General features: G+C 57.9%; 20 protein-coding genes, 5 tRNA genes and 3 rRNA genes. 17 read left to right on the top strand and 11 right to left on the bottom strand.

Translation table 11 applies throughout. The features are described from left to right. Positions 1–19: 19 nt before the first annotated feature. On the bottom strand, positions 20–751 hold the full coding sequence (gene phoU / locus PAB09_RS10620; protein WP_271033627.1) for a phosphate signaling complex protein PhoU: 732 nt from the start codon (positions 749–751) through the stop codon (positions 20–22). A gap of 82 nt (positions 752–833) precedes the next feature. Continuing rightward, complete coding sequence (gene dusB, locus PAB09_RS10615) at positions 834–1,988, bottom strand: tRNA dihydrouridine synthase DusB (protein ID WP_271033626.1); 1,155 nt, start codon at positions 1,986–1,988, stop codon at positions 834–836. A 327-nt stretch (positions 1,989–2,315) separates the two neighbouring features. Here dusB and PAB09_RS10610 point away from each other — a divergent pair, with 327 nt between their 5' ends. Further along, positions 2,316–3,833, top strand: coding sequence for an acetyl-CoA hydrolase/transferase family protein (locus PAB09_RS10610; protein ID WP_271033625.1), 1,518 nt, complete (start codon positions 2,316–2,318; stop codon positions 3,831–3,833). A 54-nt stretch (positions 3,834–3,887) separates the two neighbouring features. Here the strand turns inward: PAB09_RS10610 and PAB09_RS10605 are convergent, their stop codons facing one another. Together PAB09_RS10605 and PAB09_RS10600 are read right to left on the bottom strand one after the other, a co-directional pair. Continuing rightward, positions 3,888–4,742 carry a DMT family transporter gene (locus tag PAB09_RS10605; protein ID WP_271033624.1) on the bottom strand — a complete coding sequence of 285 codons (855 nt, stop codon included), beginning with the start codon at positions 4,740–4,742 and terminating at the stop codon, positions 3,888–3,890. Next, positions 4,739–5,305: a TetR/AcrR family transcriptional regulator gene (locus tag PAB09_RS10600; protein ID WP_271033623.1), complete on the bottom strand. Its 567-nt coding sequence runs from the start codon at positions 5,303–5,305 to the stop codon at positions 4,739–4,741. Before PAB09_RS10600 ends, PAB09_RS10605 begins: the two co-directional genes overlap by 4 nt. A gap of 142 nt (positions 5,306–5,447) precedes the next feature. On the opposite strand from PAB09_RS10600, the gene PAB09_RS10595 reads away from it, so the two are divergent. Then, positions 5,448–5,523: transfer RNA gene (locus tag PAB09_RS10595), tRNA-Lys, on the top strand. A gap of 192 nt (positions 5,524–5,715) precedes the next feature. Beyond that, on the top strand, positions 5,716–5,961 hold the full coding sequence (locus PAB09_RS10590; protein ID WP_271033622.1) for a hypothetical protein: 246 nt from the start codon (positions 5,716–5,718) through the stop codon (positions 5,959–5,961). A gap of 434 nt (positions 5,962–6,395) precedes the next feature. On the opposite strand, the gene PAB09_RS10585 is transcribed toward PAB09_RS10590, so the two are convergent. Then, positions 6,396–6,971: an SGNH/GDSL hydrolase family protein gene (locus PAB09_RS10585; protein WP_271033621.1), complete on the bottom strand. Its 576-nt coding sequence runs from the start codon at positions 6,969–6,971 to the stop codon at positions 6,396–6,398. 166 nt (positions 6,972–7,137) lie between these two features. Here PAB09_RS10585 and PAB09_RS10580 point away from each other — a divergent pair. The 4 genes from PAB09_RS10580 to PAB09_RS10565 all read left to right on the top strand — a co-directional run bounded on the left by PAB09_RS10580 (position 7,138) and on the right by PAB09_RS10565 (position 7,686). Beyond that, positions 7,138–7,213: transfer RNA gene (locus tag PAB09_RS10580), tRNA-Glu, on the top strand. 33 nt (positions 7,214–7,246) lie between these two features. Next, positions 7,247–7,320, top strand: a tRNA-Asp gene (locus PAB09_RS10575). Positions 7,321–7,512: 192 nt separating this feature from the next. After that, a tRNA-Asp gene (locus PAB09_RS10570) sits at positions 7,513–7,586 on the top strand. Positions 7,587–7,610: 24 nt separating this feature from the next. Continuing rightward, positions 7,611–7,686: transfer RNA gene (locus PAB09_RS10565), tRNA-Phe, on the top strand. 98 nt (positions 7,687–7,784) lie between these two features. On the opposite strand, the gene PAB09_RS10560 is transcribed toward PAB09_RS10565, so the two are convergent. Then, positions 7,785–8,798: an HNH endonuclease signature motif containing protein gene (locus PAB09_RS10560; RefSeq protein ID WP_271033620.1), complete on the bottom strand. Its 1,014-nt coding sequence runs from the start codon at positions 8,796–8,798 to the stop codon at positions 7,785–7,787. Positions 8,799–9,084: 286 nt separating this feature from the next. Here PAB09_RS10560 and PAB09_RS10555 point away from each other — a divergent pair, with 286 nt between their 5' ends. Both PAB09_RS10555 and PAB09_RS10550 read left to right on the top strand, forming a co-directional pair. Next, positions 9,085–9,711, top strand: a complete 627-nt coding sequence (locus PAB09_RS10555) for a GNAT family N-acetyltransferase (protein WP_271033619.1) — start codon at positions 9,085–9,087, stop codon at positions 9,709–9,711. Between the two features lie 86 nt (positions 9,712–9,797). Further along, a complete protein-coding gene (locus tag PAB09_RS10550) occupies positions 9,798–10,088 on the top strand; it encodes a GNAT family N-acetyltransferase (RefSeq protein ID WP_271033618.1) in 291 nt (96 codons plus the stop codon). A gap of 42 nt (positions 10,089–10,130) precedes the next feature. Here PAB09_RS10550 and epsC read toward each other — a convergent pair whose 3' ends face one another. Next, the gene (gene epsC, locus PAB09_RS10545) at positions 10,131–10,697 is read right to left on the bottom strand and encodes a serine O-acetyltransferase EpsC (RefSeq protein WP_271033617.1); all 567 of its coding nucleotides are present in this window, start codon (positions 10,695–10,697) and stop codon (positions 10,131–10,133) included. A 275-nt stretch (positions 10,698–10,972) separates the two neighbouring features. Further along, the gene (gene cysK, locus PAB09_RS10540) at positions 10,973–11,908 is read right to left on the bottom strand and encodes a cysteine synthase A (protein WP_271033616.1); all 936 of its coding nucleotides are present in this window, start codon (positions 11,906–11,908) and stop codon (positions 10,973–10,975) included. A 627-nt stretch (positions 11,909–12,535) separates the two neighbouring features. Between cysK and ramA the strand changes: the two genes are divergently transcribed. Then, positions 12,536–13,378 (top strand): acetate metabolism transcriptional regulator RamA, encoded by an 843-nt coding sequence (gene ramA / locus PAB09_RS10535; RefSeq protein ID WP_271033615.1) that lies wholly within the window; start codon positions 12,536–12,538, stop codon positions 13,376–13,378. 85 nt (positions 13,379–13,463) lie between these two features. On the opposite strand, the gene PAB09_RS10530 is transcribed toward ramA, so the two are convergent. Further along, the gene (locus tag PAB09_RS10530; protein ID WP_271033614.1) at positions 13,464–14,036 is read right to left on the bottom strand and encodes a cob(I)yrinic acid a,c-diamide adenosyltransferase; all 573 of its coding nucleotides are present in this window, start codon (positions 14,034–14,036) and stop codon (positions 13,464–13,466) included. A 59-nt stretch (positions 14,037–14,095) separates the two neighbouring features. On the opposite strand from PAB09_RS10530, the gene murA reads away from it, so the two are divergent. From murA to PAB09_RS10500, 6 genes are all read left to right on the top strand, one after another. Continuing rightward, positions 14,096–15,352 carry a UDP-N-acetylglucosamine 1-carboxyvinyltransferase gene (murA, locus tag PAB09_RS10525; RefSeq protein WP_271033613.1) on the top strand — a complete coding sequence of 419 codons (1,257 nt, stop codon included), beginning with the start codon at positions 14,096–14,098 and terminating at the stop codon, positions 15,350–15,352. Positions 15,353–16,023: 671 nt separating this feature from the next. Then, positions 16,024–17,546 (top strand): 16S ribosomal RNA (locus PAB09_RS10520). Positions 17,547–18,011: 465 nt separating this feature from the next. After that, positions 18,012–21,094: ribosomal RNA gene (locus PAB09_RS10515) — 23S ribosomal RNA — on the top strand. A 102-nt stretch (positions 21,095–21,196) separates the two neighbouring features. Further along, a 5S ribosomal RNA gene (gene rrf, locus PAB09_RS10510) occupies positions 21,197–21,313 on the top strand. The 16S, 23S and 5S rRNA genes sit together here, the layout of an rRNA operon. A gap of 144 nt (positions 21,314–21,457) precedes the next feature. Further along, positions 21,458–22,195, top strand: coding sequence for an ABC transporter ATP-binding protein (locus PAB09_RS10505; protein WP_271033612.1), 738 nt, complete (start codon positions 21,458–21,460; stop codon positions 22,193–22,195). 2 nt (positions 22,196–22,197) lie between these two features. Beyond that, positions 22,198–24,729 carry an ABC transporter permease gene (locus tag PAB09_RS10500; RefSeq protein WP_271033611.1) on the top strand — a complete coding sequence of 844 codons (2,532 nt, stop codon included), beginning with the start codon at positions 22,198–22,200 and terminating at the stop codon, positions 24,727–24,729. Between the two features lie 79 nt (positions 24,730–24,808). Here PAB09_RS10500 and PAB09_RS10495 read toward each other — a convergent pair whose 3' ends face one another. Together PAB09_RS10495 and PAB09_RS10490 are read right to left on the bottom strand one after the other, a co-directional pair. Continuing rightward, complete coding sequence (locus PAB09_RS10495; RefSeq protein WP_271033610.1) at positions 24,809–25,171, bottom strand: FluC/FEX family fluoride channel; 363 nt, start codon at positions 25,169–25,171, stop codon at positions 24,809–24,811. Next, positions 25,168–25,506, bottom strand: a complete 339-nt coding sequence (locus tag PAB09_RS10490) for a fluoride efflux transporter family protein (protein WP_271033609.1) — start codon at positions 25,504–25,506, stop codon at positions 25,168–25,170. The genes PAB09_RS10495 and PAB09_RS10490 overlap by 4 nt, the downstream gene beginning before the upstream one ends. 221 nt (positions 25,507–25,727) lie before the next feature. Here PAB09_RS10490 and PAB09_RS10485 point away from each other — a divergent pair, with 221 nt between their 5' ends. Beyond that, on the top strand, positions 25,728–26,216 hold the full coding sequence (locus PAB09_RS10485; protein ID WP_271033608.1) for a DoxX family protein: 489 nt from the start codon (positions 25,728–25,730) through the stop codon (positions 26,214–26,216). Positions 26,217–26,301: the final 85 nt, after the last annotated feature.

Raw genomic sequence — 26,301 nt, 5'->3', positions numbered from 1 at the left:
GCGAGCCAAAAATTCCGGACTAGCGGTCCCGGAACTGTTTTTCGATGTCTTCGAGGCGACGCTCCATGTCAGCGTTTTCCTCGTCCTGGCGGCGCTTGGCCAGGTAGGCGCTGGGGTTAAGCCCAGAGGTAAGGAAGACGATCTGGGCCGCGACGTTGACGCAGTGGTCAGCAAAGCGCTCGTAGAAGCGCGACATCAGGGCCATGTCCACGGCCTCACGCGCGCTATGTGGCCATTCGCGGGCGGTGAGCACGTTCATCAGATGGGAGTGCACATCATCGACGGCATCGTCATCGCGCTCGAGGAAAACGGCAACGTCCGCGTCAGGCACGACGAGGATCTCGCGGACTTTCGAAATCATCTCTAGGCACAGTCGTGCCATCTCAGCGAAGTAGGGCAGGTATTCTTCCGGCACCACCGATTCCGGGTGGCGCCGACGCGCGGTCTTGGCCACGTGCATGGCTAGCACACCCATGCGGTCGAAGTCTTCGACTACGTAAATGGAGCTGACGACCTGCCGCAGGTCGCGGGCTACCGGACCCTCCAGGGCCAGAAGCTCGATGGCGCGTGCGGTTGAGCGCTCGCGGATCTCGTCCATGGGATCCGAGAGGGAGAGAGCTTCCTCGGCGGACTGGAGATTTTGTTCAATAAGACCCGCGGAGGCATTCTTTAAGATTTCCGTGACCGTATCGCACATGATAATGAGGTCATGTGCGAACGCTTCTAGGTTCTCTTTGTAGGCACTACGCATGTGGAAACTATAGAACACTACGGCGATCTTCGCGCCCTGTCGGAGGCAATTACCTAATGGATGGCTGAGAAATGGAGGTTACCTATCCGCCAGAATGCATAAGTTCCGCGCCTTCCGGAACGGTGGCGTCCTCGGGATCGTCGAGCCAGCCCTCGGGAAGGAGCACCTTCGCCGGCGAACCTTGGCGTCCGCGGGCGCCGTCGGCGTCGGCGGCGAGAGCGGGGGAGTCTGCATAGGGGGCAAGCAATTCCTCAAGCTGCTGGAGGGTGGATACTCTTGCTAGCTCGGCGCGCAGTTCGCTGCCGACGGGGAAACCGCGCAGGTACCATCCCATGTGCTTGCGTAGGTCGCGGCAGGCCTTAGCCTCACCGTCGTGTTCGGCGAGCAGCTGCGCGTGCCGACGAATAATTTTGGTCACCTCACCGAAGGTGGGTTCCGCCGGAATCCCCTCACCGCGCAAGGCGGCGGAAAGCTCCGCGAACAGCCACGGACGGCCCAAGCACCCGCGTCCAACGACCACTCCGTCGCAGCCGGTTTGTTCCATCATCTTGGTGGCGTCTTCGGCCTTAAAAATGTCGCCATTGCCGAGGACCGGGATGCCGGTGTGTGCGAGGTGCTGCTTGAGGAGGGTGATTTCATTCCAGTCCGCCTCGCCCGAATAGCGCTGGGCGGCGGTGCGGGCGTGCAGGGCGACGGCGGCGGCGCCTTCCTCGACGGCAATGCGGCCGGCATCGAGGTGGGTCTTGTGTTCGTCGTCAATGCCGACGCGGAACTTCACGGTGACCGGAATGTCCGTGCCCTCGGTGGCCTTGACTGCCGCTGCGACGATGTTGCCGAAAAGCCGGCGCTTGTAAGGAAGCGCCGAGCCACCGCCGCGGCGGGTGACCTTGGGAACCGGGCAGCCGAAGTTCATGTCGATGTGGTCGGCTAAGTCTTCGTCCACGATCATCTTCGCGGCCTTGTACGTGTACTCGGGATCGACCGTATAGAGCTGCATCGAACGAGGCGTTTCCTCCGGGCCGAAGGTGGTCATGTGCAAGGTCTTCTCGTTGCGCTCGACGAGGGCGCGGGCGGTAATCATCTCGCAGACATACAGACCCGACACGGTTCCGGTCTTTTCTAGCTCCTGCTCGCGACACAGCGTTCTAAAGGCCACGTTGGTCACGCCCGCCATGGGGGCCAGGACCACGGGGGACTGCAATTCTAAGGAACCAATAGTTAAAGTCACGCCCCACATTGTCCCCCGCGCGGGGTATGGAATTCAAACTTGTGGCCGATTGAGGTCGGGCAATGCAAAAGTGTAAAGACCTGCTAATTTACCCACGCAATTTTGTGTGAATTTCCGGTATCGGGTGGGACGAAAGGGGGGTAGCCTGTAAAACGGAACACATTATAAACGTATAGCTGTTATTGTGTTCCTCGTAACTATGTAGCGGGTGCATGGGCTGTCTCACACACGGCAACGGGTAAAGGCTTGTACGGGTCTTGCCAGCGTTGTCGCTGCGTGAGGGCTGCGTGATCCGCCGGAACTATCACATCTTTGACTGTCCGCCTAGGAGGATCAATGTCCGATCGTATTGCCAATGCACAGCTGCGTGGCAAGGTCATGTCTGCTGAGGAAGCAGCACAGTTCGTCAATAACGGTGACAACGTCGGTATCTCCGGCTTCACCGGTGCTGGCTACCCGAAGGCACTGCCGACCGCAATCGCTGAGCGTGCTAAGGAAGCTCACGCCCGCGGTGACGAGTACATGATCAACCTGTTTACCGGCGCCTCCACCGCTCCTGACTGCGATGGCGTTTTGGCTGAGGCAGACGCAATCCGCCTGCGCACCCCGTACCAGTCTGATCCGACCCTGCGTAACAAGATCAACGACGGCACCTCCTACTACGTGGACTACCACCTGTCCGAGTCCCCGCTGTACGTCGAGCAGGGCTTCTTCGGCCCGATGAACGTCGCCATCGTTGAGGCCGTGCGCATCACCGAGGAAGGTCACCTGATTCCTTCCTCCTCCATCGGCAACAACGTTGAGTACCTGGACAATGCCGAGAAGATCATCATCGAGGTCAACTCCTGGCAGTCCGAGGAGCTCGAGGGCATGGCGGACATCTACCGCATCAACCGCCTGCCGAACCGCCAGCCGATTCCGATCACCGAGCCGGGCCAGCGCATCGGTACCACCTACATCGACATCGACCTGTCCAAGGTTGTCGCCGTGGTCGAGACCGACGCTCCTGACCGCAACGCGCCGTTCAAGCCGCTGGATGATCAGTCCCGTCAGATCGCCGGCCACTTCCTCGACTTCCTCGAGGGCGAGGTCGCCGCAGGCCGCCTGACCTATGACGGCTACATCATGCAGTCCGGCGTGGGCAACGTCCCGAACGCCGTGATGGCTGGCCTGCTCGACTCCAAGTTCGAGAACATCCGCGCCTACACCGAGGTTATCCAGGACGGCATGGTCGACCTGATCGATGCTGGCAAGATGACCGTTGCATCCGCAACCTCCTTCTCCCTTTCCCCGGAGTACGCGGAGCGCATGAACAACGAGGCCTCCAAGTACGCCAAGCAGATCATCCTGCGTCCGCAGCAGATCTCCAACCACCCTGAGGTTGTGCGTCGTCTAGGCCTGATCGCTACCAACGGCCTCATCGAGGCGGACATCTACGGTAACGTCAACTCCACCAACGTCACCGGCTCTCGCATGATGAATGGTGTCGGCGGCTCGGCTGACTTCACCCGTAACGGCTTCATCTCCTCCTTCATCACCCCGTCCGACGCGAAGGGCGGTGCGATCTCCGCGATCGTTCCTTTCGTCTCCCACGTCGACCACACCGAGCAGGACGTCAAGGTCATCATCACCGAGTACGGCTACGCTGACCTGCGTGGTTTGGCTCCTCGCCAGCGTGCTCAGAAGATCATCGACATCGCTCACCCGGACTACCGTCCGCTGCTGCAGGACTACTACGATCGTGCCCTGGCATTCGCCAAGGAGAAGAAGATCATGCAGACCCCGCACCTGCTGGGCGAGGCTTTGAGCTTCCACCAGCGCTTCCAGGAGACTGGCACCATGAAGCTGTCCTAATCCGATAGCGCACAAGCCCACCTTCGGGTGGGCTTTTTTATTGCTTGCCGACGCCTAGCGTCGCACGCTAAGACCCAGCGCGCCGGCGACAAGGCCGATTCCCACCAGGTCGAGTGCGACAAACCGCTCGCCCACGATCGCCATTGCGAAGACCGCAGCGATTGCCGGTTCTGCCAGCGTGATCACCATCGCCGTGTGGGCTGGCACCGAGGCCAGCCCAATTCCAAATAGGACATATCCCGCAAACATTGGGACGAAGATGAGGTACAGCGTGCTGGGAAGGTTATGGGTAGCAAACAGCCCGTCGCCGGTTATGGCCATGATCGGCAGTAGCGCCAGTCCGCCAAGGCCAAAAACCGAGCCCATCGCCGCCTGACGGGGAATGCCTGTGTTGATCATCTCGCCGACCATGAGCGAATATGTGGCGTAGCTTGCGGCGGCGAGCACGCCGAGGCCGATGCCGATAAGGGAGCTTTTGTCTGTGGCGCTGGGATCGTCGGAAAGCGAAAGTGCAATACACCCGGCCACACCGAGCGCCGAGGCCGCCCACCATGCAGATTCCAATGCCGTCGCCCACAGGGCGCGGGAGATGAGACCGGCACACATCGGCGCAAGCCCCAAAGAGACCACGGTGCCCACGGCAACCCCTGCCAGATCCATCGACGTGTAAAAGCACAAGGGGTAGACGAAGATCCCGGCCGCCCCGGCAAGCAGCAACGTATGGGGGAGGCGGGCTGCGCTTTCGGCGACTTTTCGCCAGCCGACAATCGCCTGCAAGATCCCGCCAATGCCGAGCGCCGCGGCGCCAATGGCCAGCGGGGAGGCGGAATTAAAGCTCGCCGCTGTCCCGGTAGTTCCCCACAACACTGAAGCCAGAAGTAAGGCAACGACACCTGTTGATTTGCTCATAGCGCCCCAATTACATCGGCGGCCAGTGCGCGCGCATGAATCAGTCGGGTGGTTGTGCCTTCGAGCCCCGCTAGCTGGACTGCGCCCTCGAGCAGGAAAATGAGCAGTTCCGCGAGGTGGGGGGCATCGCCTTCGGCCTCGGGAATCCGGGCGATTTCCTGCTCGAGCATCTGCTCGATCTCACGCTTGTGGGTGCGGATGATGGCGCGGCCAGGATCGTCGTTGGGCAGCTCGCCGGCGACGTTTTGGAGGCCGCAACCGCGAAAGCCCTCCGGATAATCGGCGCCGGCGTGGTCGAGGTAGGCGTCGAAGACGGCCAAGCACCGCTCCTTGGGGTCGGTGGTGTCCGCGACGCGGCGGGCGTAGAGATCGAGCCATTGCTGGTGGCGAGCCTCGATGTAGGTGGCTACCAGTTCTTGCTTGCTGCGGAAGTTGTTGTACATGCTCTTCTTGGCCACACCGGCGCGGTTGGTGATCGTGTCGATGCCGGTGGCGTGGATGCCATGTGCGTAAAACTCTTCTGCGGCGGCTCCGAGGAGCTTTTCACGGGCTGTTTTGGGCATATGACCTCCTGAAATTGGCAAATAAGTAGTACGAACTACCGACTATTGTGGTGAGGGCAACCTGATTTCACAAATCCGTAAGCAAACTGCTAAATTAATGGGGTCAAAAGCAAAGCGCGCGGAGCGTGCCCCGTTTTTGAGTGGGCCTTTAGCTCAGTTGGTAGAGCTACGGACTTTTAATCCGCAGGTCGAGGGTTCGAGCCCCTCAGGGCCCACCAATGATGCCTCGCAGCGTGTGCTGCGGGGCATTTTTATCTTACGATTGGTGTCTTTTCTGGGTCTGCTACTGAGGAAGTTTGCAACAATCCGCTCACGGAAAATATGCGCGTTGCCCCTGCGTCTCGCAGTGTGTGACAACCCCCTTTGTACAAGGCGAGTTGGGAATAATGACTAGCGTTCCTATCCGATAGGTGCCAAAGAATATGGGTTTTGCTTTCTTCGCCGCAATTATCTTCGCCTGTCCGGTAATTGCTAGCGTCATGGTTTTAGCGGGTAAAGAAATTGCGGAGTCTTCCGCCTGCCTTCTAAATTTCTCGAACTATTTTCGCGGAGAAGTCTTCGATATTAGTCAGGAGGCGCCTTCACTTCGTGACAGTATTGCGGTCATCGGTAGTCCTATCAAATGCTCAAGCGAATCGGTGGTTAGTTCGGGTTGAATCTGGGTGGAGTGCTGTGGGTTTGCATTCGATGGAAGCTTCGTTCTTCGGGGGTGGCTTTCCTCAGCAGGCCCAACACACCATTGCTGCGAACATGGCGTTAATCGGCCAAACAATCTGCGGAGCCTTGATACCGCCGTGGTTGTTGGGAGATCTCACCGGTATTTGTGTGATGACATGTATCGCGGTCGTGCGTCGGTGGCGAGTAAGTAGCCTACGACAGCATGGGAATGGCGTTACCTAATGATGGCACGGTGATTGCTGTGATCTTTTATGGGCGAGAATCAGAATTGCTTAAGATAAATCGACGGGATATCTCGGACATTTTCGATTGTATTTGACGGCAACACTTCTTTGGTTTCGCAAAAAATAGCGAATGTCTTAGAGCTGCCGGTTCAGTTCTTGTGATGGCGATGCCTGAAGTTGCTAACCCGCTACCGCAGGAGAAGGGCGCGAAAAAAGAAACGCGAAGCCAATGCGGCCCGCCAGGCGTCGGTAAGCAAGACATGCCCCTGCGCAGTGGGGCGCAGGCCATGATCGAGCAAGTCCGGGCGCAGCTTAAGCACCGGCCACAGGTCCAGCACGCGACGCTGCTCGGCCACGCCCCAGTCCAGCAACAGCTCGCGGAACTGGGCGACCGCCGCATCAGGAATGGGGTTGTACTCCCGCGAGCGCACAGCGCCGTCGTACCAAATCGGCGTTGCCACCACAGATCGAGCGCCTAAGAAATCCAATCGGCGTACCAAACTGCGTAACTCCACCATCAACCGCTCAGGCGACGTGCCGAACGTGAGATCGTTGATACCAGCAGAAATCAATACCGTATCAGCCTGACGGACACGGACCTCATCGACTGCGTAGCTTTCCAAGTTCACCAAAGTATCTCCCGGAATAGCCAGATTCCACCAGCGACGCCCCGGCTGATCAACGGACTGAAACTCCGCGGCCAAGATACGCGACCAACCGCCCGAACGATCATTTTGACCATAGGCGATGCTATCGCCGATCACGGCGATACGAGCGGACTAACAGGATGGGAAGAAGTACTGAATGGGCTCATAACAGCAACATTAGTCTGTGGGCCTGAAAACAAGTGATATGCAGGGGTTTTGTGTTTGTCACGTTTTCTAGTAAAGTTCATCTCGGTCAGCAAGGCACCTGTGCCTTATTGCCAAAGCTCCCATCGTCTAGGGGCCTAGGACACCGCCCTTTCACGGCGGCGACACGGGTTCGAATCCCGTTGGGAGTACCAGTTACCTCTCGGTTAGCTGGATAATGTGAATATGGCCCTGTGGCGCAGTTGGTTAGCGCGCCGCCCTGTCACGGCGGAGGTCGCGGGTTCAAGTCCCGTCAGGGTCGCAGCCAAGACCGCATCGAGAAATCGGTGCGGTCTTTTCGTTTCTCCTCACTTGGGGTGGATTCGGGGGCCGGAGCTGCGGATGCCTTCGGGGCGGAGATGGGCGAATGTGGGTGTGACATGCGGGTTTGCTAACTTCTCGCGCTTCTGTGTAAAGTATCAACTCGTTGCCAGGGAGTTCCCTGAAAAGCAATGGCCCTGTGGCGCAGTTGGTTAGCGCGCCGCCCTGTCACGGCGGAGGTCGCGGGTTCAAGTCCCGTCAGGGTCGCTCGCCAGCTGAAAAGCTGGCAGTGGCGCGGTAGCTCAGTTGGTAGAGCGTCCGCCTGAAAAGTGGAAGGTCACCAGTTCGATCCTGGTCCGTGCCACCACGAAAAAGACCCCAGTCCTAGAATTTAGGGCTGGGGCCTTTTGCATGCGCATGCTTCGCAGGCCCGCGTGGGGCCTGCTTTTCGACGTCGCGGGGTTCTTACCCGCCCGAGTGCTTGGGGTGCCAGGGTGGGTAGGTCCAGGTGGGGTGGCCGTTGGTGCGTTGGATGCGGCCGTGTTTGGGTGTGCTGGGGTCATCGTCGTTTCTTCCGTTGTGGAAGGCGCATAGCATGGTGAGGTTTTTACTTGCGGTGGTCCCGCCCCGATTCCACGCATGGATATGGTGGATTTGGCACTCATCGGCTGGTTTATTGCAGTCCGGGTGGGCACAGCTTAAGGATTCGAGGGTGGCTAGGTCGCGTTGCTTTTTGTTGGCAAACCTGGAGGAGCGCACGAGGTCGACGGGTCCGTCAACGGGGTGGATAAGCCCGAACCCCCACTGGTCATCAAGGATGGAGGCAACGATCTGGGTGCTGGTGCGTGTGACCCCATCGGAGCAGGTGAAGGTGGTTTCGTCTCCTGTGGCATCCAGGACGGTGGTGAGTTTGTCTAGGGGGATGGCCACGATGGGGCGAAGTGTTTTGGTGATGGTGCCGGTGTGGGGGAAGTTTTTGGCTGGGTCGGGCAGTTCTTTGAGTGTTTCGTAAAGTGTGTCGATATCGGCTGGTTCGCCGTTGATTTTTAGTTGCCAGAGGTTGTTGCGGTTGCGGTTGATGCTCACGCCTTTGACTAACCTTGCCGGTGGGGTTGCGTAGTCGTTGGTGATTGCGCGTGCGCGGGTGGCGAACTGTCCGGTGGGCAGGTTGCCGAGGTTTACTAGGTCGCGGCGTAGTTGCCATGTGGTTTTTTCGCCTGTGACTCTGCGGGTGCAGGTTTCGATGATTTCGAGGTGGGCGAGGGTGAGCCCGAGGGAGTCTATGGTTTCCCGGCAGGTGGCTTGCATCCTGGTGTAGGAGGTGGTGCCGTAGTACACCGTGGCGAGGGTTTTCAGGTCGGTGGCTGTGTTTTCGGGTAGTCCGCGTGCGACAAGCGCAGCAATTGTGCACCCGGCGGCGTCCTGGATGAGGGCGAGCGGGTTGGAAAGTACTGCTGCAAGCTGGTCGACGGGGTTCATGCCCACCAGTAAAGAAGCAAGGGCACGGGCGTGCAAGCATTGGTGTTGCGTGCCTGTGGATAACTCGGGCGACCTGCGGTTTTCAACCTGTGGATAACTTTGCCCCGTTATCTAATTGTTACAGTCTCCGTGGAAGGAACTCACCAGAGATGGCATCCCTACAGGTAGAAGGACTATCTGAACCAGGGGCGTGGGTTGATGCGAAAAATATCCCTAGAATCCTGTGCTGAGGTGGTGGCACAATGGGCACTAAGGTTGCTAGTCCGGTTGGTTAGGAGTCATCCATATGCAGGACGGTTACACAATTAGAGAGGCCACCAGCCTAGAACTGACTGAGGTGGCCGAGGTTCTGGCGCGGGCGTTTGAAAACGATCCGGCCTACGGGCGCATCACGTCGAAGATTAGCGCTAATGCCTTCGAGGCTTTGCGCGAGATCTTTATTTTCCAGTTGCGGCGTCATTTCATTCCGGAAGGGCTCATCGACGTCGTGGAGTCCCCAGACGGGCGCATCGTCGCCGTGGCGCTGTGGGATGGCCCCGGCAGGCACTCCACCTTGGCGGCACAGTTGGGCATGTTAGGCGACTACGTGCGCATCCTTGGCAAGGAGATTCCCGCGAGTGTATTGCGTGAGGCGCGCACCGCGAAGTACCAGCCGCGTTTCTCACACTGGTATCTCCACCTGGTCGCCACCGCCCCGGAGGCACAAGGCCAAGGACTGGGGCAGGCCCTGATAGAGGAGGGGCTTGCCCGCGCCGGCGACGGCGCGGTGTATCTGGAAGCCACCACCCCGCGTTCGGCGGCGCTGTACGCGCGGCTGGGCTTCGTGCCACTGGGGGCCATTAGGGTGGATGGTTTTTCCATGTATGAGCTTGCGATGTGGCGGCCGCCAGCATTTCCCACAGATTGGGAATAGAACACCGGGCAAGCAACGCTGCATATTAACAAGCGCCTGACAACCGTGGCGCTTGGAACGTCGGAAAGCAAAAAAAAGGAGGGCCCATGAGCCAGGAAGTAAAGCGCAATACCGAGCTCGACCGATTCGAGATCTATGTCGACGGCGAACTTGCCGGATTTACCGTCTACCGGGATTATCCTGCGGGTGAAAACCGGCTGTTTGACCATACGGTCATCAAGGAGGCGTTCCAAGGGCAGGGGCTGAGCAAACCGCTCATTAAGCTCGCTATGGACGAGACCCGCAAGGACGGTCGCAAGGTGATCCCCGCCTGCTCGGCAGTAGAAGGATTTATCAAAAAGAATCCGGAATACCAGGACCTGCTGGCAAACGTGTAACGATAAAAGGGCCCCACCGAGCTGGCGGGGCCTAAGAACTTCCTAAATGTAGTAGTCCGGGTCGACGAGCTTGATTTTCTCGTTCCTCCCGCGAGGCCGGTTGGTGGCAGGAATGCCAATTGCAATGTGATCCGGTGGCACGTCCTTGGTGACCACGGCATTCGCGCCAATGGCAGAACCGGCGCCGACGGTGATGGGGCCAAGGACCTTTGCGCCGGCGCCGATCGTAACGTTGTCACAGATCGTTGGGTGGCGCTTGGTCTGAGTCAGCACCTGACCCCCTAGGGTAACCCCGTGATAGAGCATGACGCCGTCGCCGATCTCGGCGGTCTCCCCGATGACGATGCCCATGCCATGGTCAATGAAGAAGCGACGGCCGATGGTGGCGCCGGGGTGGATCTCGATGCCGGTCAGGAAACGCGTGACCTGACTAAGCACGCGTGCCGGTCCGCGGAAGCCGCGAGTCCACAGCCAGTGAGCGACTCGGTGAGCCCAAATAGCATGCAGACCCGAGTACACAATGGCGTTTTCGACATCGCCACGCGCCGCGGGATCGTGCTCCCGGGCGTTTGCGAGATCCTCACGGATCATCTGGACAATACGGAACATGGTTGTTGACCCTATCAGCGCACTAAAACTTATGAAACATTTCCTCGACGCGCCATAGAAAGCGAAGGTAAGGCCAACCCGACCCTCGAACTGTGATTGGCGCTACTAGCTGCAAACCACCCCGGGCATGCATGTGTTCCCTACAACAGGCGGTGGATGAATAAAATTCCACTCCGATGGGAGGGCGCAAACGCCCATCACCCCCAGCGCTCAAGCACCGGGGGTGATGGGGACGCCGCAGGTCACGCAGTAACAGGCAGCGAGGTGGAATGTGATTAGTCGCGGATGTCGTCGTACAAGACGGTGGAGACGTAGCGCTCACCGAAGTCAGGGATGACGGTCACGATGGTCTTGCCGGCGAACTCAGGGCGAGCGGCCAGCTCGAGGGCAGCCTTGACGTTGGCGCCAGCGGAAATACCGCCCAGGATGCCTTCCTGAGCGCCGAGCGCACGGGAGGTCGCGATGGCGTCCTCGTTGGAAACGGTCAAGACCTCCTCGAGGTTCTTCTGGTTGAGAACCTCAGGGATGAAGTTCGCGCCCAGGCCCTGGATCTTGTGCGGGCCAGCCTTGCCGGTGTTGAGCAGCGGGGAGGCTGCTGGCTCGACGCCGAAGACCTTGATCTCTGGGTTGTGGCGCTTTAGGGTCTCGCCTGCGCCGGTGACGGTGCCGCCGGTGCCGATGCCTGCGACGAAGACGTCAACGTTGCCCTCGGTGTCGGCCCAGATCTCCTCGCCGGTGGTCTGGCGGTGAATCTCCGGGTTGGCGCCATTGGCGAACTGGCGGGCCAGGATGGCGTTGTCGCGCTCGGCAACGATCTCGTTTGCCTTGTCGACAGCACCCTGCATGCCGGCGGCGCCGGGAGTCAGGACGATCTCTGCGCCGTAGGCGCGCAGCATGACGCGACGCTCCAGGGACATGGTCTCAGGCATGGTGAGGACAACGTTGTAACCGCGAGCCGCACCGACCAGTGCGAGTGCGATACCGGTGTTGCCGGAGGTGGCCTCGACGATGGTGCCGCCCGGCTTCAGCTCGCCGGCTGCCTCGGCGGCGTCGACGATGGCCTTGCCGATGCGATCCTTGACGGAGTTAGCAGGATTGAAGAACTCGATCTTGGCCAGGACGGTGGCACCGAGGCCCTCGGTCAGACGGTTAAGGCGAACCAACGGGGTGTTGCCGATGGTGTCGAGGATGTTGTCATAAACCTTTGCCATTACTGGTGGCTCCTTGATTTCACGGTGATTGATTGACGAATATTTGCCCAGCGTGCCGACGTGGCATCGCGGGCGATGACACCACCTTACAACGAGGTGGCGGCCAGCGCTAGACCGAGTGGTTTATTCTGTCGAACAGAGCAGTCTATTTAGGTCGGGCTAGGCGCTCCAACCGGCGCGGTTGCGCTGTTAAGTGATTTTGATAACAGTAAAAGTGGGTGTTGCGTCCCATGTGGTGAGAGAGGTGTCCGTTTGTGTGGGAAGTGGGGGTGTGGGGGGATGTGTAGCTTCCAAGGGGGTAGTAAAGATCGTGTCAATTGGAAAGGAATAGAAAAAGCCCCTCCCAGTTCACTCGGAAAATAGTGATTGATCAAGGTAGGAACCATGTACATGTTCCCGAGCTCTCGATGGGGCTAAGGATTGATCCCGTATGTGCTTGGGAGTGAGGGGTAGGTCGTTGACTGGTATGGGTTCAGGTAAATACCCCCGAAGATGTGTTCCCGGTGTGCAATTGTCTATTTTGATTTTTGAAATGATGGGTTTCCATTACCCCCGGATCGTGGCTATACTTCAGCACAATAGCGTGGTACACCCCCAATCGGCGGGGGGAATTTCAGGAGGATGGAAGTGGAAGTTCAGCGCGCCAAGGAAGACGATGACGCAATCCGCTCAGCGTTGGCATCGTTGAAGACGGCAACGGGCATTCCAGTCACAATGTATGCAACCGTTCTGCCGGAGAATCGCCTGCAGATCAGCCAGTGGATTGGCCTGCGCACGCCTGCGCTGCAGAATCTCATTATTGAATCCGGCGTGGGCGTCGGCGGTCGCGTGCTGTCTACCCGTCGCCCGGTTGGCGTCAGTGACTACACCCGCGCCAATGTCATTTCCCATGAGAATGACGCCATCATCCAAGACGAGGGACTGCATTCCATCGTGGCGGTGCCGGTGATCGTCAACCGCGAGGTGCGCGGCGTGCTGTATGTCGGCGTCCACTCCCCGGTCCGCCTCGGTGACAAGGTCATCGAGGAGGTCACCATGACCGCCCGTACCCTCGAGCAGGACTTGGCGGTCAATGCGGCAGCCCGTCGCTCCGAGGGAGTGCGCGCCGGTGCGAACAAGCAGGGTCGGCTCATGAATGGTGCCGAGTGGGAGCAGATCCGTTCCACTCACTCCAAGCTGCGCATGTTGGCCAATCGCATCGAGCAGGAAGACATTCGCGCCGAGCTGGAGGAGCTGTGCGACCAGATGGTCGCACCGGTGCGAGTCAAGCAGACCACCAAGTTGTCGGCCCGCGAGCTCGATGTCTTGTCGTGTGTGGCTCTCGGTCATACGAATGTTGAAGCGGCCGAAGAAATGGGCATCGGCGCTGAAACAGTCAAGAGCTACCTGCGGTCGGTGATGCGCAAGCTGGGCGCGCACACCCGCTACGAAGCGGTCAACGCGGCCCGCCGCATCGGAGCCTTGCCGTGATGTGTTTTATCAAATAATAGAAGGCGGCCATCTTCTTCGCGAAGGTGGCCGCCTTTGGTCATCGTCGGCAAGCACAACGCAGAAACTAACGCTTACCGCCGGGCACCCAGAGTACGTCGTTGCTGTTATTGGCCACGCGGGAGAGGATAAACAACAGATCAGAAAGGCGGTTGAGATATTTGGCCGGCGCGACATTGGTGGTCTCGGGGAAGGCGTTGAACGCGACCCATGCCGCGCGCTCAGCGCGTCGGGCAATGGTGCGCGCTAGGTGAAGATAGGCCGCCGCGGGGGTGCCGCCGGGCAAGATAAACGAGTCCAGCTTGGAAAGCTTCTCATTGAAACGATCGCAATCGGCCTCGAGGCGATCGATGTAGTCCTGCGTGATCCTTAAAGGCTCGTAGCCCAAATCCTGCCTGTTCGGGGTCGCAAGATCAGCGCCTGCATCAAAGAGTTCATTTTGAATGCGCGCAATACAATCGGCAACGTTCTTGTCCGGCATGCCGACGGCCACGGCCACACCCAAGGTGGCGTTGAGCTCATCGCAGTCGGCGTAGGCCTCAAGCCGGGGATCGTTTTTGGAAACTCGGGAGAAATCGGACAACGCGGTCGTGCCGTCATCGCCGGTGCGGGTATAAATCTTGGTCAAGTGAACTGCCATAATGCCCACCGTAGACGAGGCGGACGCGCCGTGTCCGCCAGTTGGGTAGGGTTAGGGGGGTGAAAGACAAATTTCTCGTGACCGGCGGTGCCGCCCTGCGTGGTGCCGTGAAAGTAAGTGGCGCGAAGAACAGCGTGCTCAAGCTCATGGCGGCAGCACTGTTGGCCGAGGGAACCACGGTGCTGAAGAACTGCCCCGAAATCCTCGATGTTCCCCTTATGAAAGACGTCCTCGAAGGACTGGGATGTTCCGTGACCATTGACGGGGAGACGGTGAGCATCACCACCCCGCATGAAGTCTCTTCCGACGCGGACTTCGATGCCGTGCGGCAACTCCGCGCCTCCGTGTGTGTCCTAGGACCACTGACCGCGCGCTGCGGCCGCGCGGTGGTGGCGCTACCCGGCGGCGATGCCATCGGGTCGCGCCCACTGGATATGCATCAGTCCGGCCTAGAAAAGCTCGGCGCCACCACCCGGATCCACCACGGAGCGGTCGTCGCCGAGGCGGGCGAGCTGCACGGAGCCGAGATCACCTTGGACTTTCCTTCCGTCGGCGCGACGGAAAACATCCTTACCGCTGCGGTTTTGGCGACAGGGCGCACGGTCTTGGACAATGCGGCCCGTGAGCCTGAGATCGTCGACCTGTGTGTGATGCTAAAGGAGATGGGGGCGAAGATTGAGGGTGAGGGCACGTCGACCATCACCATCGACGGGGTGGACACGCTCAGTCCCACCACCCATGAGGTCATCGGGGATCGCATCGTCGCCGGCACCTGGGCCTATGCCGCCGCTATGACTCGTGGCGACATCACGGTCGGTGGCATCGCACCGCGCCACCTGCACCTTCCGCTGGAAAAGTTAAAAGTCGCGGGCGCGGACATCGAAACCTATGAAAACGGCTTCCGCGTGCGGATGGATCATCGCCCGGCGGCGGTGGACTATCAGACGTTGCCTTTCCCAGGATTTCCAACCGACCTGCAGCCGATGGCTATTGGAATCTCCGCTATTGCCGAGGGTTCTTCAGTGATAACTGAAAACATCTTCGAAGCGCGTTTCCGATTCGTCGATGAGATGACGCGCCTGGGTGCCGATGCAACCGTCGACGGGCATCACGTCGTCCTGCGTGGGGTCGAGCAATTGTCCTCGACCAAGGTGTGGTCCTCTGATATCCGTGCGGGTGCCGGACTGGTGCTGGCCGCCCTGTGCGCCGATGGCATCACTGAAGTCCATGACGTCTTCCATATTGACCGCGGGTATCCGCACTTCGTGGAAATCCTGCAAAAACTTGGCGCCGAGATCACCCGCGTATCCGAGTAGCGGGTAGTCGCTTTCCGACGTTGAAAGGTTGTTTACGCGTCAGGCAGTCGCTGTTGTGTCGGCTGCCTTTTTCGTTTTATGGCGTCTGAGCTGGGAATTTGTGTTCGTTGGAGGCTGTGTGTAACTTAGTGCGAGTCGCCGGCGCTGCTGACACAGCCTTGTTTAAAGGATTGTGGTTAGAAGCTGGTGGCAACGAGATGAACATCAGGTTTGACATTGAATTCGATTCGATGGTAGCTTGATCTCTCGGACCGCGTTGAGGTTGTGGATTCACAATTCGCGTCTAATTCGTGTGTTCATGTTGTTTGAGAACTCAATAGTGTACCAATGCACTGGTGAATCACTTTTTTGTGGTTTGCTTTGTTTGGGGAGCAGGGATTGTTTCTTGTGGTGTGTGTTGTTGGTTGGTGTTGGTGTGGCCGGCGAGTAGTTGCTTGCTTGTGAAATATTAATGCTGGTTGATGATGCATGTTGGGGAATGGTTTTTGTTTCTTTGACGTGTTTGTGTGTCGTGTTTTTCCTCGTCGGATGGCGGCACACATGTTTTTTCATCTATTTTTTTGGACAATCATTTTTGCGACACATTTTGTTGTGTTGTGGGCTGGTTGTTTGTTTTTTGTCTGGTTTCAGGCTTTCCTGACCTTTTTGATTCAAGATGTTTTTTCTTGTTTTTTGTGGAGAGTTTGATCCTGGCTCAGGACGAACGCTGGCGGCGTGCTTAACACATGCAAGTCGAACGGAAAGGCCCAGCTTGCTGGGTGCTCGAGTGGCGAACGGGTGAGTAACACGTGGGTGATCTGCCCCTAACTTCGGGATAAGCTTGGGAAACTGGGTCTAATACCGGATAGGACAATCGTTTAGTGTCGGTTGTGGAAAGTTTTTTCGGTTAGGGATGAGCCCGCGGCCTATCAGCTTGTTGGTGGGGTAATGGCCTACCAAGGCGTCGACGGGTAGCCGGCCTGAGAGGGTGGACGGCCACATTGGGACTGAGATACGGCCCAGACTCCTACGGGAGGCAGCAGTGGGGAATATTGCACAATGGGCGCAAGCCTGATGCAGCGACGCCGCGTGGGGGATGACGGCCTTCGGGTTGTAAACCTCTTTCGACAGGGACGAAGCTTTGGTGACGGTACCTGTATAAGAAGCACCGGCTAACTACGTGCCAGCAGCCGCGGTAATACGTAGGGTGCGAGCGTTGTCCGGAATTACTGGGCGTAAAGAGCTCGTAGGTGGTTTGTCGCGTCGTCTGTGAAATTCCGGGGCTTAACTTCGGGCGTGCAGGCGATACGGGCATAACTTGAGTGCTGTAGGGGAGACTGGAATTCCTGGTGTAGCGGTGGAATGCGCAGATATCAGGAGGAACACCGATGGCGAAGGCAGGTCTCTGGGCAGTAACTGACGCTGAGGAGCGAAAGCATGGGGAGCGAACAGGATTAGATACCCTGGTAGTCCATGCCGTAAACGGTGGGCGCTAGGTGTAGGGGTCTTCCACGACTTCTGTGCCGTAGCTAACGCATTAAGCGCCCCGCCTGGGGAGTACGGCCGCAAGGCTAAAACTCAAAGGAATTGACGGGGGCCCGCACAAGCGGCGGAGCATGTGGATTAATTCGATGCAACGCGAAGAACCTTACCTGGGCTTGACATATACAGGACTGGGCCAGAGATGGTCTTTCCCTTTGTGGCTTGTATACAGGTGGTGCATGGTTGTCGTCAGCTCGTGTCGTGAGATGTTGGGTTAAGTCCCGCAACGAGCGCAACCCTTGTCTTATGTTGCCAGCGGTTCGGCCGGGGACTCATGAGAGACTGCCGGGGTTAACTCGGAGGAAGGTGGGGATGACGTCAAATCATCATGCCCCTTATGTCCAGGGCTTCACACATGCTACAATGGTCGGTACAACGCGCTGCGAGCCTGTGAGGGTGAGCGAATCGCTGAAAGCCGGCCTCAGTTCGGATTGGGGTCTGCAACTCGACCCCATGAAGTCGGAGTCGCTAGTAATCGCAGATCAGCAACGCTGCGGTGAATACGTTCCCGGGCCTTGTACACACCGCCCGTCACGTCATGAAAGTTGGTAACACCCGAAGCCCATGGCCTAACCCCTTTGTGGGGAGGGAGTGGTCGAAGGTGGGATCGGCGATTGGGACGAAGTCGTAACAAGGTAGCCGTACCGGAAGGTGCGGCTGGATCACCTCCTTTCTAAGGAGCATATATTTTTTTGTGTTGGTGGCTGGTTAGTCACCATTTGTTTTTTCTAATCCGGGTGGAACACGCCACCCCGACACGAATGTGTGCCACACGGTGGGTGTGGCTGGTGTTGGGGTTTGTGGCATCGACTGGATGATACGCACCACCTTGTGTGTTGCAGTCCTGGTTTTTTGTGTTTCTCAAACTGTGTGTGTTGGTGTGCTGTTGGGTGTCTGGAACATGCATGTGTGTGTTTCTGGTGGCCTTGCTGCTACTGCTGCCTTTTTTTGTGCCTCTTTTTTTGTGGGGTGTGGGTGGTTGGTGGTGGTGGGGTGTGTTGTGTGAGAACTGTATAGTGGACGCGATGTAATTTCATTGTGCCTGCATGACTGTGTGTTGTGTGGGTGGGGTGAGAATTATTATTTTTCTTGTTCTTTGTTTTTAGTATTTTTTGTCTTTGGCAATTTTTTGTGTGTGTGTTGTTTGGTTAAGGGCACACGGTGGATGCCTTGGCAGCTTGAGCTGATGAAGGACGTGTAAGGCTGCGTTAAGCCTCGGGGAGTTGCCAATAAAGCGTTGATCCGAGGATGTCCGAATGGGGAAACCTGGCCGTGGTTATGTGCGGTTACCCACTGGTGAATTCATAGCTGGTGTGGGGGTTACGCGGGGAAGTGAAACATCTCAGTACCCGTAGGAGAAGAAAACAATTGTGATTCTGCTAGTAGTGGCGAGCGAACGTGGATGAGGCTAAACCATGTGCATGTGATACCTGGCAGGGGTTGTGTGTGTGGTGTTGTGGGGTTCAACTGTTCCTGGTCTGCCAGCTGGGTGCGCAATGTCAATGCTGTTAGCGGAAGTGGTTTGGGATGACCTGCCGTAGAGGGTGAGAGTCCCGTACGTGAAGGTGGTGTTGGTTGTGTTGTTGGTGTCCCCGAGTAGCAGCGGGCTCGTGGAATCTGCTGTGAATCTGCCGGGACCACCCGGTAAGCCTAAATACTCAAGTTGACCGATAGCGGAATAGTACCGTGAGGGAATGGTGAAAAGTACCCCGGGAGGGGAGTGAAATAGTACCTGAAACCGTGTGCTTACAATCCGTCAGAGCCTCTGTGTGGGGTGATGGCGTGCCTTTTGAAGAATGAGCCTGCGAGTCAGCGGCATGTCGCGAGGTTAACCCGTGTGGGGTAGTCGTAGCGAAAGCGAATCCTAACGAGGGTGTTTTTAGTGGCATGTTCTGGACCCGAAGCGGGGTGATCTACCCATGGCCAGTGTGAAGCAGCAGTAAGATGCTGTGGAGGCGCGAACCCACTTAGGTTGAAAACTGAGGGGATGAGCTGTGGGTAGGGGTGAAAGGCCAATCAAACTCCGTGATAGCTGGTTCTCCCCGAAATGCATTTAGGTGCAGCGTCGTGTGTTTCTTCCTGGAGGTAGAGCTACTGGTTGGTTGAGCGGGACCACAATCTTAGCAATGTCAGCCAAACTCCGAATGCCAGTGAAGTCAGAATACGGCAGTGAGACTGCGGGGGATAAGCTCCGTTGGTCGAGAGGGAAACAGCCCAGATCGCCGGTTAAGGCCCCTAAGCGTGTACTAAGTGGGAAAGGATGTGGGATCGCGAAGACAGCCAGGAGGTTGGCTTAGAAGCAGCCATCCTTGAAAGAGTGCGTAATAGCTCACTGGTCGAGTGGTTCTGCGCCGACAATGTAGTGGGGCTCAAGTACACCGCCGAAACCGCGGCAATCAACATTTGTTGGTTGGGTAGGGGAGCGTCGTGCACGACGATGAAGCACCTGGGTAACTTGATGGTGTGGAGTGTGTGCGAGTGAGAATGCAGGCATGAGTAACGAATGATATGTGGAAAACATATCCGCCGGATGACTAAGGGTTCCTGGGTTAAGCTAATCTTCCCAGGGTGAGTCGGGACCTAAGGCGAGGCCGACAGGCGTAGTCGATGGACAACCAGTTGATATTCTGGTACCCGTGTATACGCGCCCAATGGTGAATCGGGGATACTAACCACCCACAAGCATCACAATATGCAACTTGTTGTATCTGTGGTGGGCGTGCGTGGGACCTGATCTGGTAGTAGCCAAGTGATGGGGTGACACAGGTTGGTAGCCAAGCCACTTATTGGATTGTGGTGTAAGCGTGTGGCCCGTGATATAGGTAAATCCGTATCACATATAAGGGTAAGGCGTGATGCGTACCCATTGTTGGGGATGTTGGTGATCCTATACTGTCGAGAAAAGCCTCTAGCGAGTGTGTACATGGCCCGTACCCATAACCGACACAGGTGGTCAGGTAGAGAATACTAAGGCGTTCGGGTGAACTGTGGTTAAGGAACTCGGCAAAATGCCCCCGTAACTTCGGGAGAAGGGGGACCACTGCTGGTGACAGACTGATTGAGCTGGTGGTGGTCGCAGAGAATAGAGGGAAGCGACTGTTTATTAAAAACACAGGTCCGTGCGAAAACGTGGAAGTTGATGTATACGGACTGACGCCTGCCCGGTGCTGGAAGGTTAAGAGGACCTGTTAGCACACCCTTGCGGTGCGCGAAGCGGAGAATTTAAGCCCCAGTAAACGGCGGTGGTAACTATAACCATCCTAAGGTAGCGAAATTCCTTGTCGGGTAAGTTCCGACCTGCACGAATGGCGTAACGACTTCCCTGCTGTCTCAACCACAGGCCCGGTGAAATTGCAGTACGAGTAAAGATGCTCGTTACGCGCGGCAGGACGAAAAGACCCCGGGACCTTCACTATAGCTTGGTATTGGTGTTTGGTTCGGTTTGTGTAGGATAGGTGGGAGACGTTGATGCATCATCGCTAGGTGGTGTGGAGTCGCAAGTTGAAATACCACTCTGATCGGATTGAGCACCTCAACCTTGGCCCATGATCTGGGTTGGGGACAGTGCCTGGTGGGTAGTTTAACTGGGGCGGTTGCCTCCTAAAATGTAACGGAGGCGCCCAAAGGTTCCCTCAGCCTGGTTGGCAATCAGGTGTTGAGTGTAAGTGCACAAGGGAGCTTGACTGTGAGAGTGACAGCTCAAGCAGGTACGAAAGTAGGGACTAGTGATCCGGCACCTACGTGTGGAAGTGGTGTCGCTCAACGGATAAAAGGTACCCCGGGGATAACAGGCTGATCTTCCCCAAGAGTCCATATCGACGGGATGGTTTGGCACCTCGATGTCGGCTCGTCGCATCCTGGGGCTGGAGTAGGTCCCAAGGGTTGGGCTGTTCGCCCATTAAAGCGGCACGCGAGCTGGGTTTAGAACGTCGTGAGACAGTTCGGTCTCTATCCGCCGCGCGCGTTGAAACTTGAAGAAGGCTGTCCCTAGTACGAGAGGACCGGGACGGACGTACCTCTAGTGTGCCAGTTGTTACGCCAGTAGCAGCGCTGGTTGGCTACGTACGGAAGGGATAACCGCTGAAAGCATCTAAGCGGGAAGCCTGTTTTAAGATGAGGTTTCATTCGAGGTACCCCACAGACTATGGGGTTGATAGGCCAGAGTTGGAAGCATCGCAAGATGTGCAGACGACTGGTACTAATTAACCAACAAACAACAAACATCCTGCTAAAAACAAAACAACAACAATATCATCGCGTCCACTATGCAGTATCTAACACAACACCAACACCAACAAACAACCTATAGTTCCAACAACACGTGTCGGTGGTCATAGCATTGGGGACACGCCCGGTCCCATTCCGAACCCGGAAGCTAAGCCCAATCACGCTGATGGTACTGCACCCGGGAGGGTGTGGGAGAGTAAGTCACCGCCGACCAAAAACTTCACAACAAAACGGTGAGCACCAAGGAAGAACCCCCTTCCCCGGTGCCCACCGTTTTTTCGCATCACAGACACCCCGTTCGTCGTTTCGACGTATGGCCAAGTACGCTGTATACAACTACGTACAAGGAGTCTTTCTATGAATTCTCTCGCGGCCGCACGCGCTGTCGATTTGCTCAAAATATATGGTTCCGGTGACACCGCCGTCACGGCGCTCAAAGGAATCAATGTGGAGTTCGCAGCGCAGGAGTTTACCGCGATCATGGGTCCTTCGGGATCCGGCAAGTCAACCCTCATGCATTGCATGGCTGGGCTGGATGGCATCAGCCAGGGAGCCGCCTACATCGGGGAAACGGACCTCGCACGCCTCAACGATAAACAGCTCACCAGTTTGCGGCGTGACCGGTTGGGCTTCATTTTCCAAAGCTTCAACCTCGTGCCAACGCTAACAGCTGCTGAAAACATCACTTTGCCCCTAGACATTGCGGGCAAGAAGGTGGATCAGGAGTGGTTTGGTGAGGTCACCCAGCGTCTGGGCCTTACTCCACGCTTAAAGCACCGTCCGGCTGAACTTTCTGGTGGGCAGCAGCAACGCGTTGCTTGCGCCCGCGCGCTGGTCGCGCAGCCCGCGATTATCTTCGGCGATGAGCCAACTGGCAACTTAGATTCCAACTCATCGGCGGAGGTACTTTCCATCCTGCGTACGGCGGTCGATCATGACAAGCAAACCGTCGTGATCGTCACCCATGATCCCCGTGCGGCCTCCTATGCTGATCGGGTCATCTTCCTGGCTGACGGGCGCATCGTTTCCGAGCTTCGTAACCCAACCGTGGATAGTATTTTGCAGACGATGTCCGGAATCGAGGACAAGCAGTGAGCATGGCGCGGTTGAGCATTCGTTCAGTGCTTGCTCATAAGATCAGACTTTTCCTCACCATCATCGCAGTCGTCCTCGGTACTGCCTTCGTGTCCGGCGCGATGATGTTCACCAACTCGCTCAATGCTGTATTCGACAGCGCGGTAGCTGACAACCTCGGCGGGGTCGATGCCGTGGTGTCCTCGGACACCGGGCTCATTCGCACTGAAGAGCTGGAGTCCATCAAAGCCGATCCCGAGCTTGCCAAGGTCAATCTTTATGAATCAACCACCGTGGTTGTGGCGAAGGGGGAAAAGGAGCCACTTCAGGTAGGGGCAGGTAGCTCTGTCCTGCTTCCGTGGTACCCGGTCGAAGACGCTGTGGGCCAGGCCCGGCCGATTATCGATGGTGCGGCGCCAATGGGCGATGCAGAGGTAGCCATCGATGAGGGGTCGGCTCAGGAGTATGGCATCACGGTCGGAGATGAGCTCATCGTGGTCGATCCTGCAGCACAACATCGCTATAGGGTTGCCGGGATCATCGAGAAGGAAGCCGGGGCTACGCATGGCGTGGGCGTATACATGGACGCGGCTGCCTACCAAGCCCGCTATTCCTCGCAATGGGGTGTGCGCTCGCTTTTGGTGGAGGGCGCAACCAAGCACGACGCCGATTTGGTGGAAGCTCTAGGCGCCAACCACCCAACGGTGGTGTTCAAGTCAGCGGCCAGCCTGTCGGAGGAGCTGACCAAGCAAATCCGCCAAGCCTTGAGCTTTGTGAATTACTTCCTCGTTGCCTTTGGCCTCATCGCCTTGCTGGTGGGTACTTTTATCATCGCCAACACTTTCGCGATGTTGGTCGCGCAACGGCTTCGCGAGTTCGCCTTGCTGCGCGCCCTGGGCGTGTCGAAGACCCAGCTGACCGCCTCGGTAGTCGTGGAGGCGCTGATCGTCGGCATTATAGGTTCGGCTCTGGGTGTGGTGGCCGGTCTTGGCCTGGTGCAGCTTATCCAGGCGGTGATGAGCACCATGGGCATGCCGATGGATGCGGCCACCACCGGGCTCGACACCCGTTCGGTACTGATCCCGATCGTGCTGGGAACTGTCGTCACGGTGGTCAGCGCCTGGGCACCGGCCCGGCGAGCCGGAGCCGTACGCCCAGTGGAGGCTATGCGCCAGACGGAGACCGCCGCTGGCAGCTCTTTGAAGGTTCGTACCGTCATCGGGTGCGTGGGGATGCTCGCCGGTATCGTCGTGGTCGCTGTTGCCCTTGGGGCGGAGGATTGGTCGACGAAGAAGGCCGCGATCGGAATCGGCGTGGGTGCATTCCTGTGCATCGTGGGCTTTTTTATGGCGTCTCCTGCTATTTCGATTCCCGTGGTGGGCCTGTTTGGCCGCGTGCTCGGCCTGCCGTTTGGTGCGGTGGGGCAGTTGGCGGCCACCAATTCCCGCCGCAACCCGCGCCGTACGGCGACGACGGCCTTTGCGCTTACGTTGGGCGTGGCTCTTGTGGCCACGATTGGCATGCTGTCGGCAACGATGCGCGCCAGCGTCGATGACATAGTCGACACCGAGGTGGCCGCCGACTTCGTGCTCTCGGGTCCAGGCGATGGCAGCTTCCCGGTGCCTACTGCAGTGCCCGAGGCAGTCCTTCACACCGAGGGCGTGGAGTCGTTGACCCAAATGGCTTATTCCCAGCTCACCATCGACGGGAAGCACTCCCGCGAGTCGCCTGCGCCACAGGTACCGGCGTTCACAAATGTCGCCACCGGCGATGTTTCGCAGGTGATCAACCTCAAGGACGCGGAGGGTTCCTTCGATCTTTCTGCCGAGGGTGTTTTCATCGCGGATAAGGACTTCGCGGCCGCCAACGGGTGGTCCATCGGGCAGGCCTATCCGGTGGTCGGTCTACTAGGAGAAGACCTGGGCCAGGCGACGTTGATCGGAACCTATGGCGCCTCGGCGTTGCTGGGCAATATGCAGCTGTCCGATGCCACGGTTGCTGGGACCGCCCGCGATGCCAGCGAGAACATTATCGCGCTCTTGGTTAGTGGCTCCGATCCCAGCTTGCGGGAAAACCTGGAGCGCACTGTGTCCGAATACCTGGTCGTTCAGGTGCGCACGGCCCAGGAATACGCAGGTGAGCAGGTCGCAAGCATCACTCAGATGCTCAACATTTTGTATGCGCTCCTCGCATTGTCGGTGATCGTGGCCGTGATCGGTATCATCAATACCCTGGCGTTGAATGTGATCGAGCGCCGCCAGGAAATAGGCATGTTGCGTGCCGTCGGTACGCAGCGTGGCCAGATTCGCACGATGATCACCATTGAGTCGGTCCAGATCGCCCTCTACGGCGCGGTCACTGGCATCGTGTTGGGTCTGGGACTCGGCTGGTCCTTCTTGAAGGTCCTTTCCGAGCAAGGCCTCGACACGATCGCCGTGGGGTGGACCATGCTCGGCTGGGTGCTGCTTGGCTCCATCGTGGTCGGCATCATCGCGGCTGTGTGGCCTGCTCGTCAGGCCGCTAAGACCCCGCCACTAGAAGCAATCGCCGACTAATGTCAAACAAGGAAGAGGCCCCTGGTGGGCCTCTTCGTGCTTTCCGACGTCGCCAGCCGCAGCTTGTGAAACAGCGTGTCTAGCCCAGTTGCGCGCCGACATAAACGAGGGCCACCCCGGCCGACACGGTTGCCAACAGATACCCCACACACTGGGCATATTTCTTCGATTTGAGCAGATTACCCAGTTCCTTTGCCAGCGTCGACCACGTCGAGGTGGCACCGGCAAGCCCAGCTACGGCGAAGGCATAAAGGCCGGGAGACAGCGCCTGGGTATTCGCCTTTTCGGTCACGAAGCCCACGATGAGACAAGCGAGCATGTTGGCGGTAAACGTGCCCCACCTGCTGGGCAGCGTCTGGGCTAGGAGATAGCGCGTCATCCCGCCGATCATCCCGCCGGTGGCGACCGCCGCTATGGCAGCCAGGGTCGTGGTCGCCGTCATGCGGCGGCCACCTTGGCGTCGGCAAGCATGTCCCCGAGCCACCAACAAGCGATGCAGGAAGCAACGGTGGCAACACCATAGACGACGCTGCCGACAATGCCTGCTGTGGGCGGCTGCGTCAGTGCCAACCCAAACGAGGAAAAACTCGTAAAACCGCCAAGAAAGCCGGTGCCCCAGAACGCAGGCGGGCGCAGCCTACCCATGAAGAAACTGCCCACGGCGTTGATAACCAACAAAATGACTAGTCCTGGAGCACCGGGAGCAATGAGCCCGAGGCCGAAGCGGGCAAGCGCGCCTATTCCTGCGCCGACGCCAACAATGAGTGCTTGTCCCATGAGAAAGAAGTATAGGAGCGCCTGCATACGCGGCGGTCGAGTGGGCTTTGAAGCCGTGGGAGAAGAATCAAATGGGGAACTTCACACGATGCCCGATCGTGCATAAAACTGCTGGTATAGGCGAGGAAGGGGAGATCGAAGGGCGGCGGCTTCGAGGCGCCACAATTGTTGACATAACCTACAACTTTTCACTGGACCCGTGGGGCATTATTGTGATCTCCATGAGTACGCAGACGACGCCGGCACGTCGATTCGCCCTGAACAAGACCACCGTCTTGGACGTGATTAGCTTCATCGCCCGTTTCTACATGGCTTATATCTGGATTAAGGCGGGTGTGGCCAAACTTGGACACAACATGGACACCGCCCAATCGATCAAGGGCTACGACATCTTCACGGATGCCTGGGCTAACGGGCTTGCGCCACTGGTTGCCCCGCTAGAGATTGCAGGCGGAGTCCTCTTGCTGCTGGGCATCTTCCTGCGTCATTCCGCCATCATCGGCACGATCGTGCTCACCTTGTTCATTATTGGCATCGCCCAGGCCTGGTCGCGGGGCATTGTCACCGACTGTGGCTGCTTCGGCGCCGAAGGGCTCAGTGACGAAGTCGGCATGAACTACTCCAAGACGATCGCACGCGATGTCTTTTACATCGTCCTCATGATGTGGACCTATTTCCGTCCTTTCAAGAAGTTCTCTTTGTACGCCTAACCCCCGCGACGCAATGACCTGCTGCAAACGCCCCGACCATGAATCGGCCTGATTGATGGTGACGGGGTGTTTTTCTTTGCAAAGA

Origin of the sequence: Corynebacterium sp. SCR221107, assembly GCF_027886475.1 — a bacterium.
GTDB lineage: Bacteria > Actinomycetota > Actinomycetes > Mycobacteriales > Mycobacteriaceae > Corynebacterium.
The sequence above is the reverse complement of the archived record's forward strand: the minus strand, read 5'-3'. Positions and strand labels throughout refer to the sequence as shown.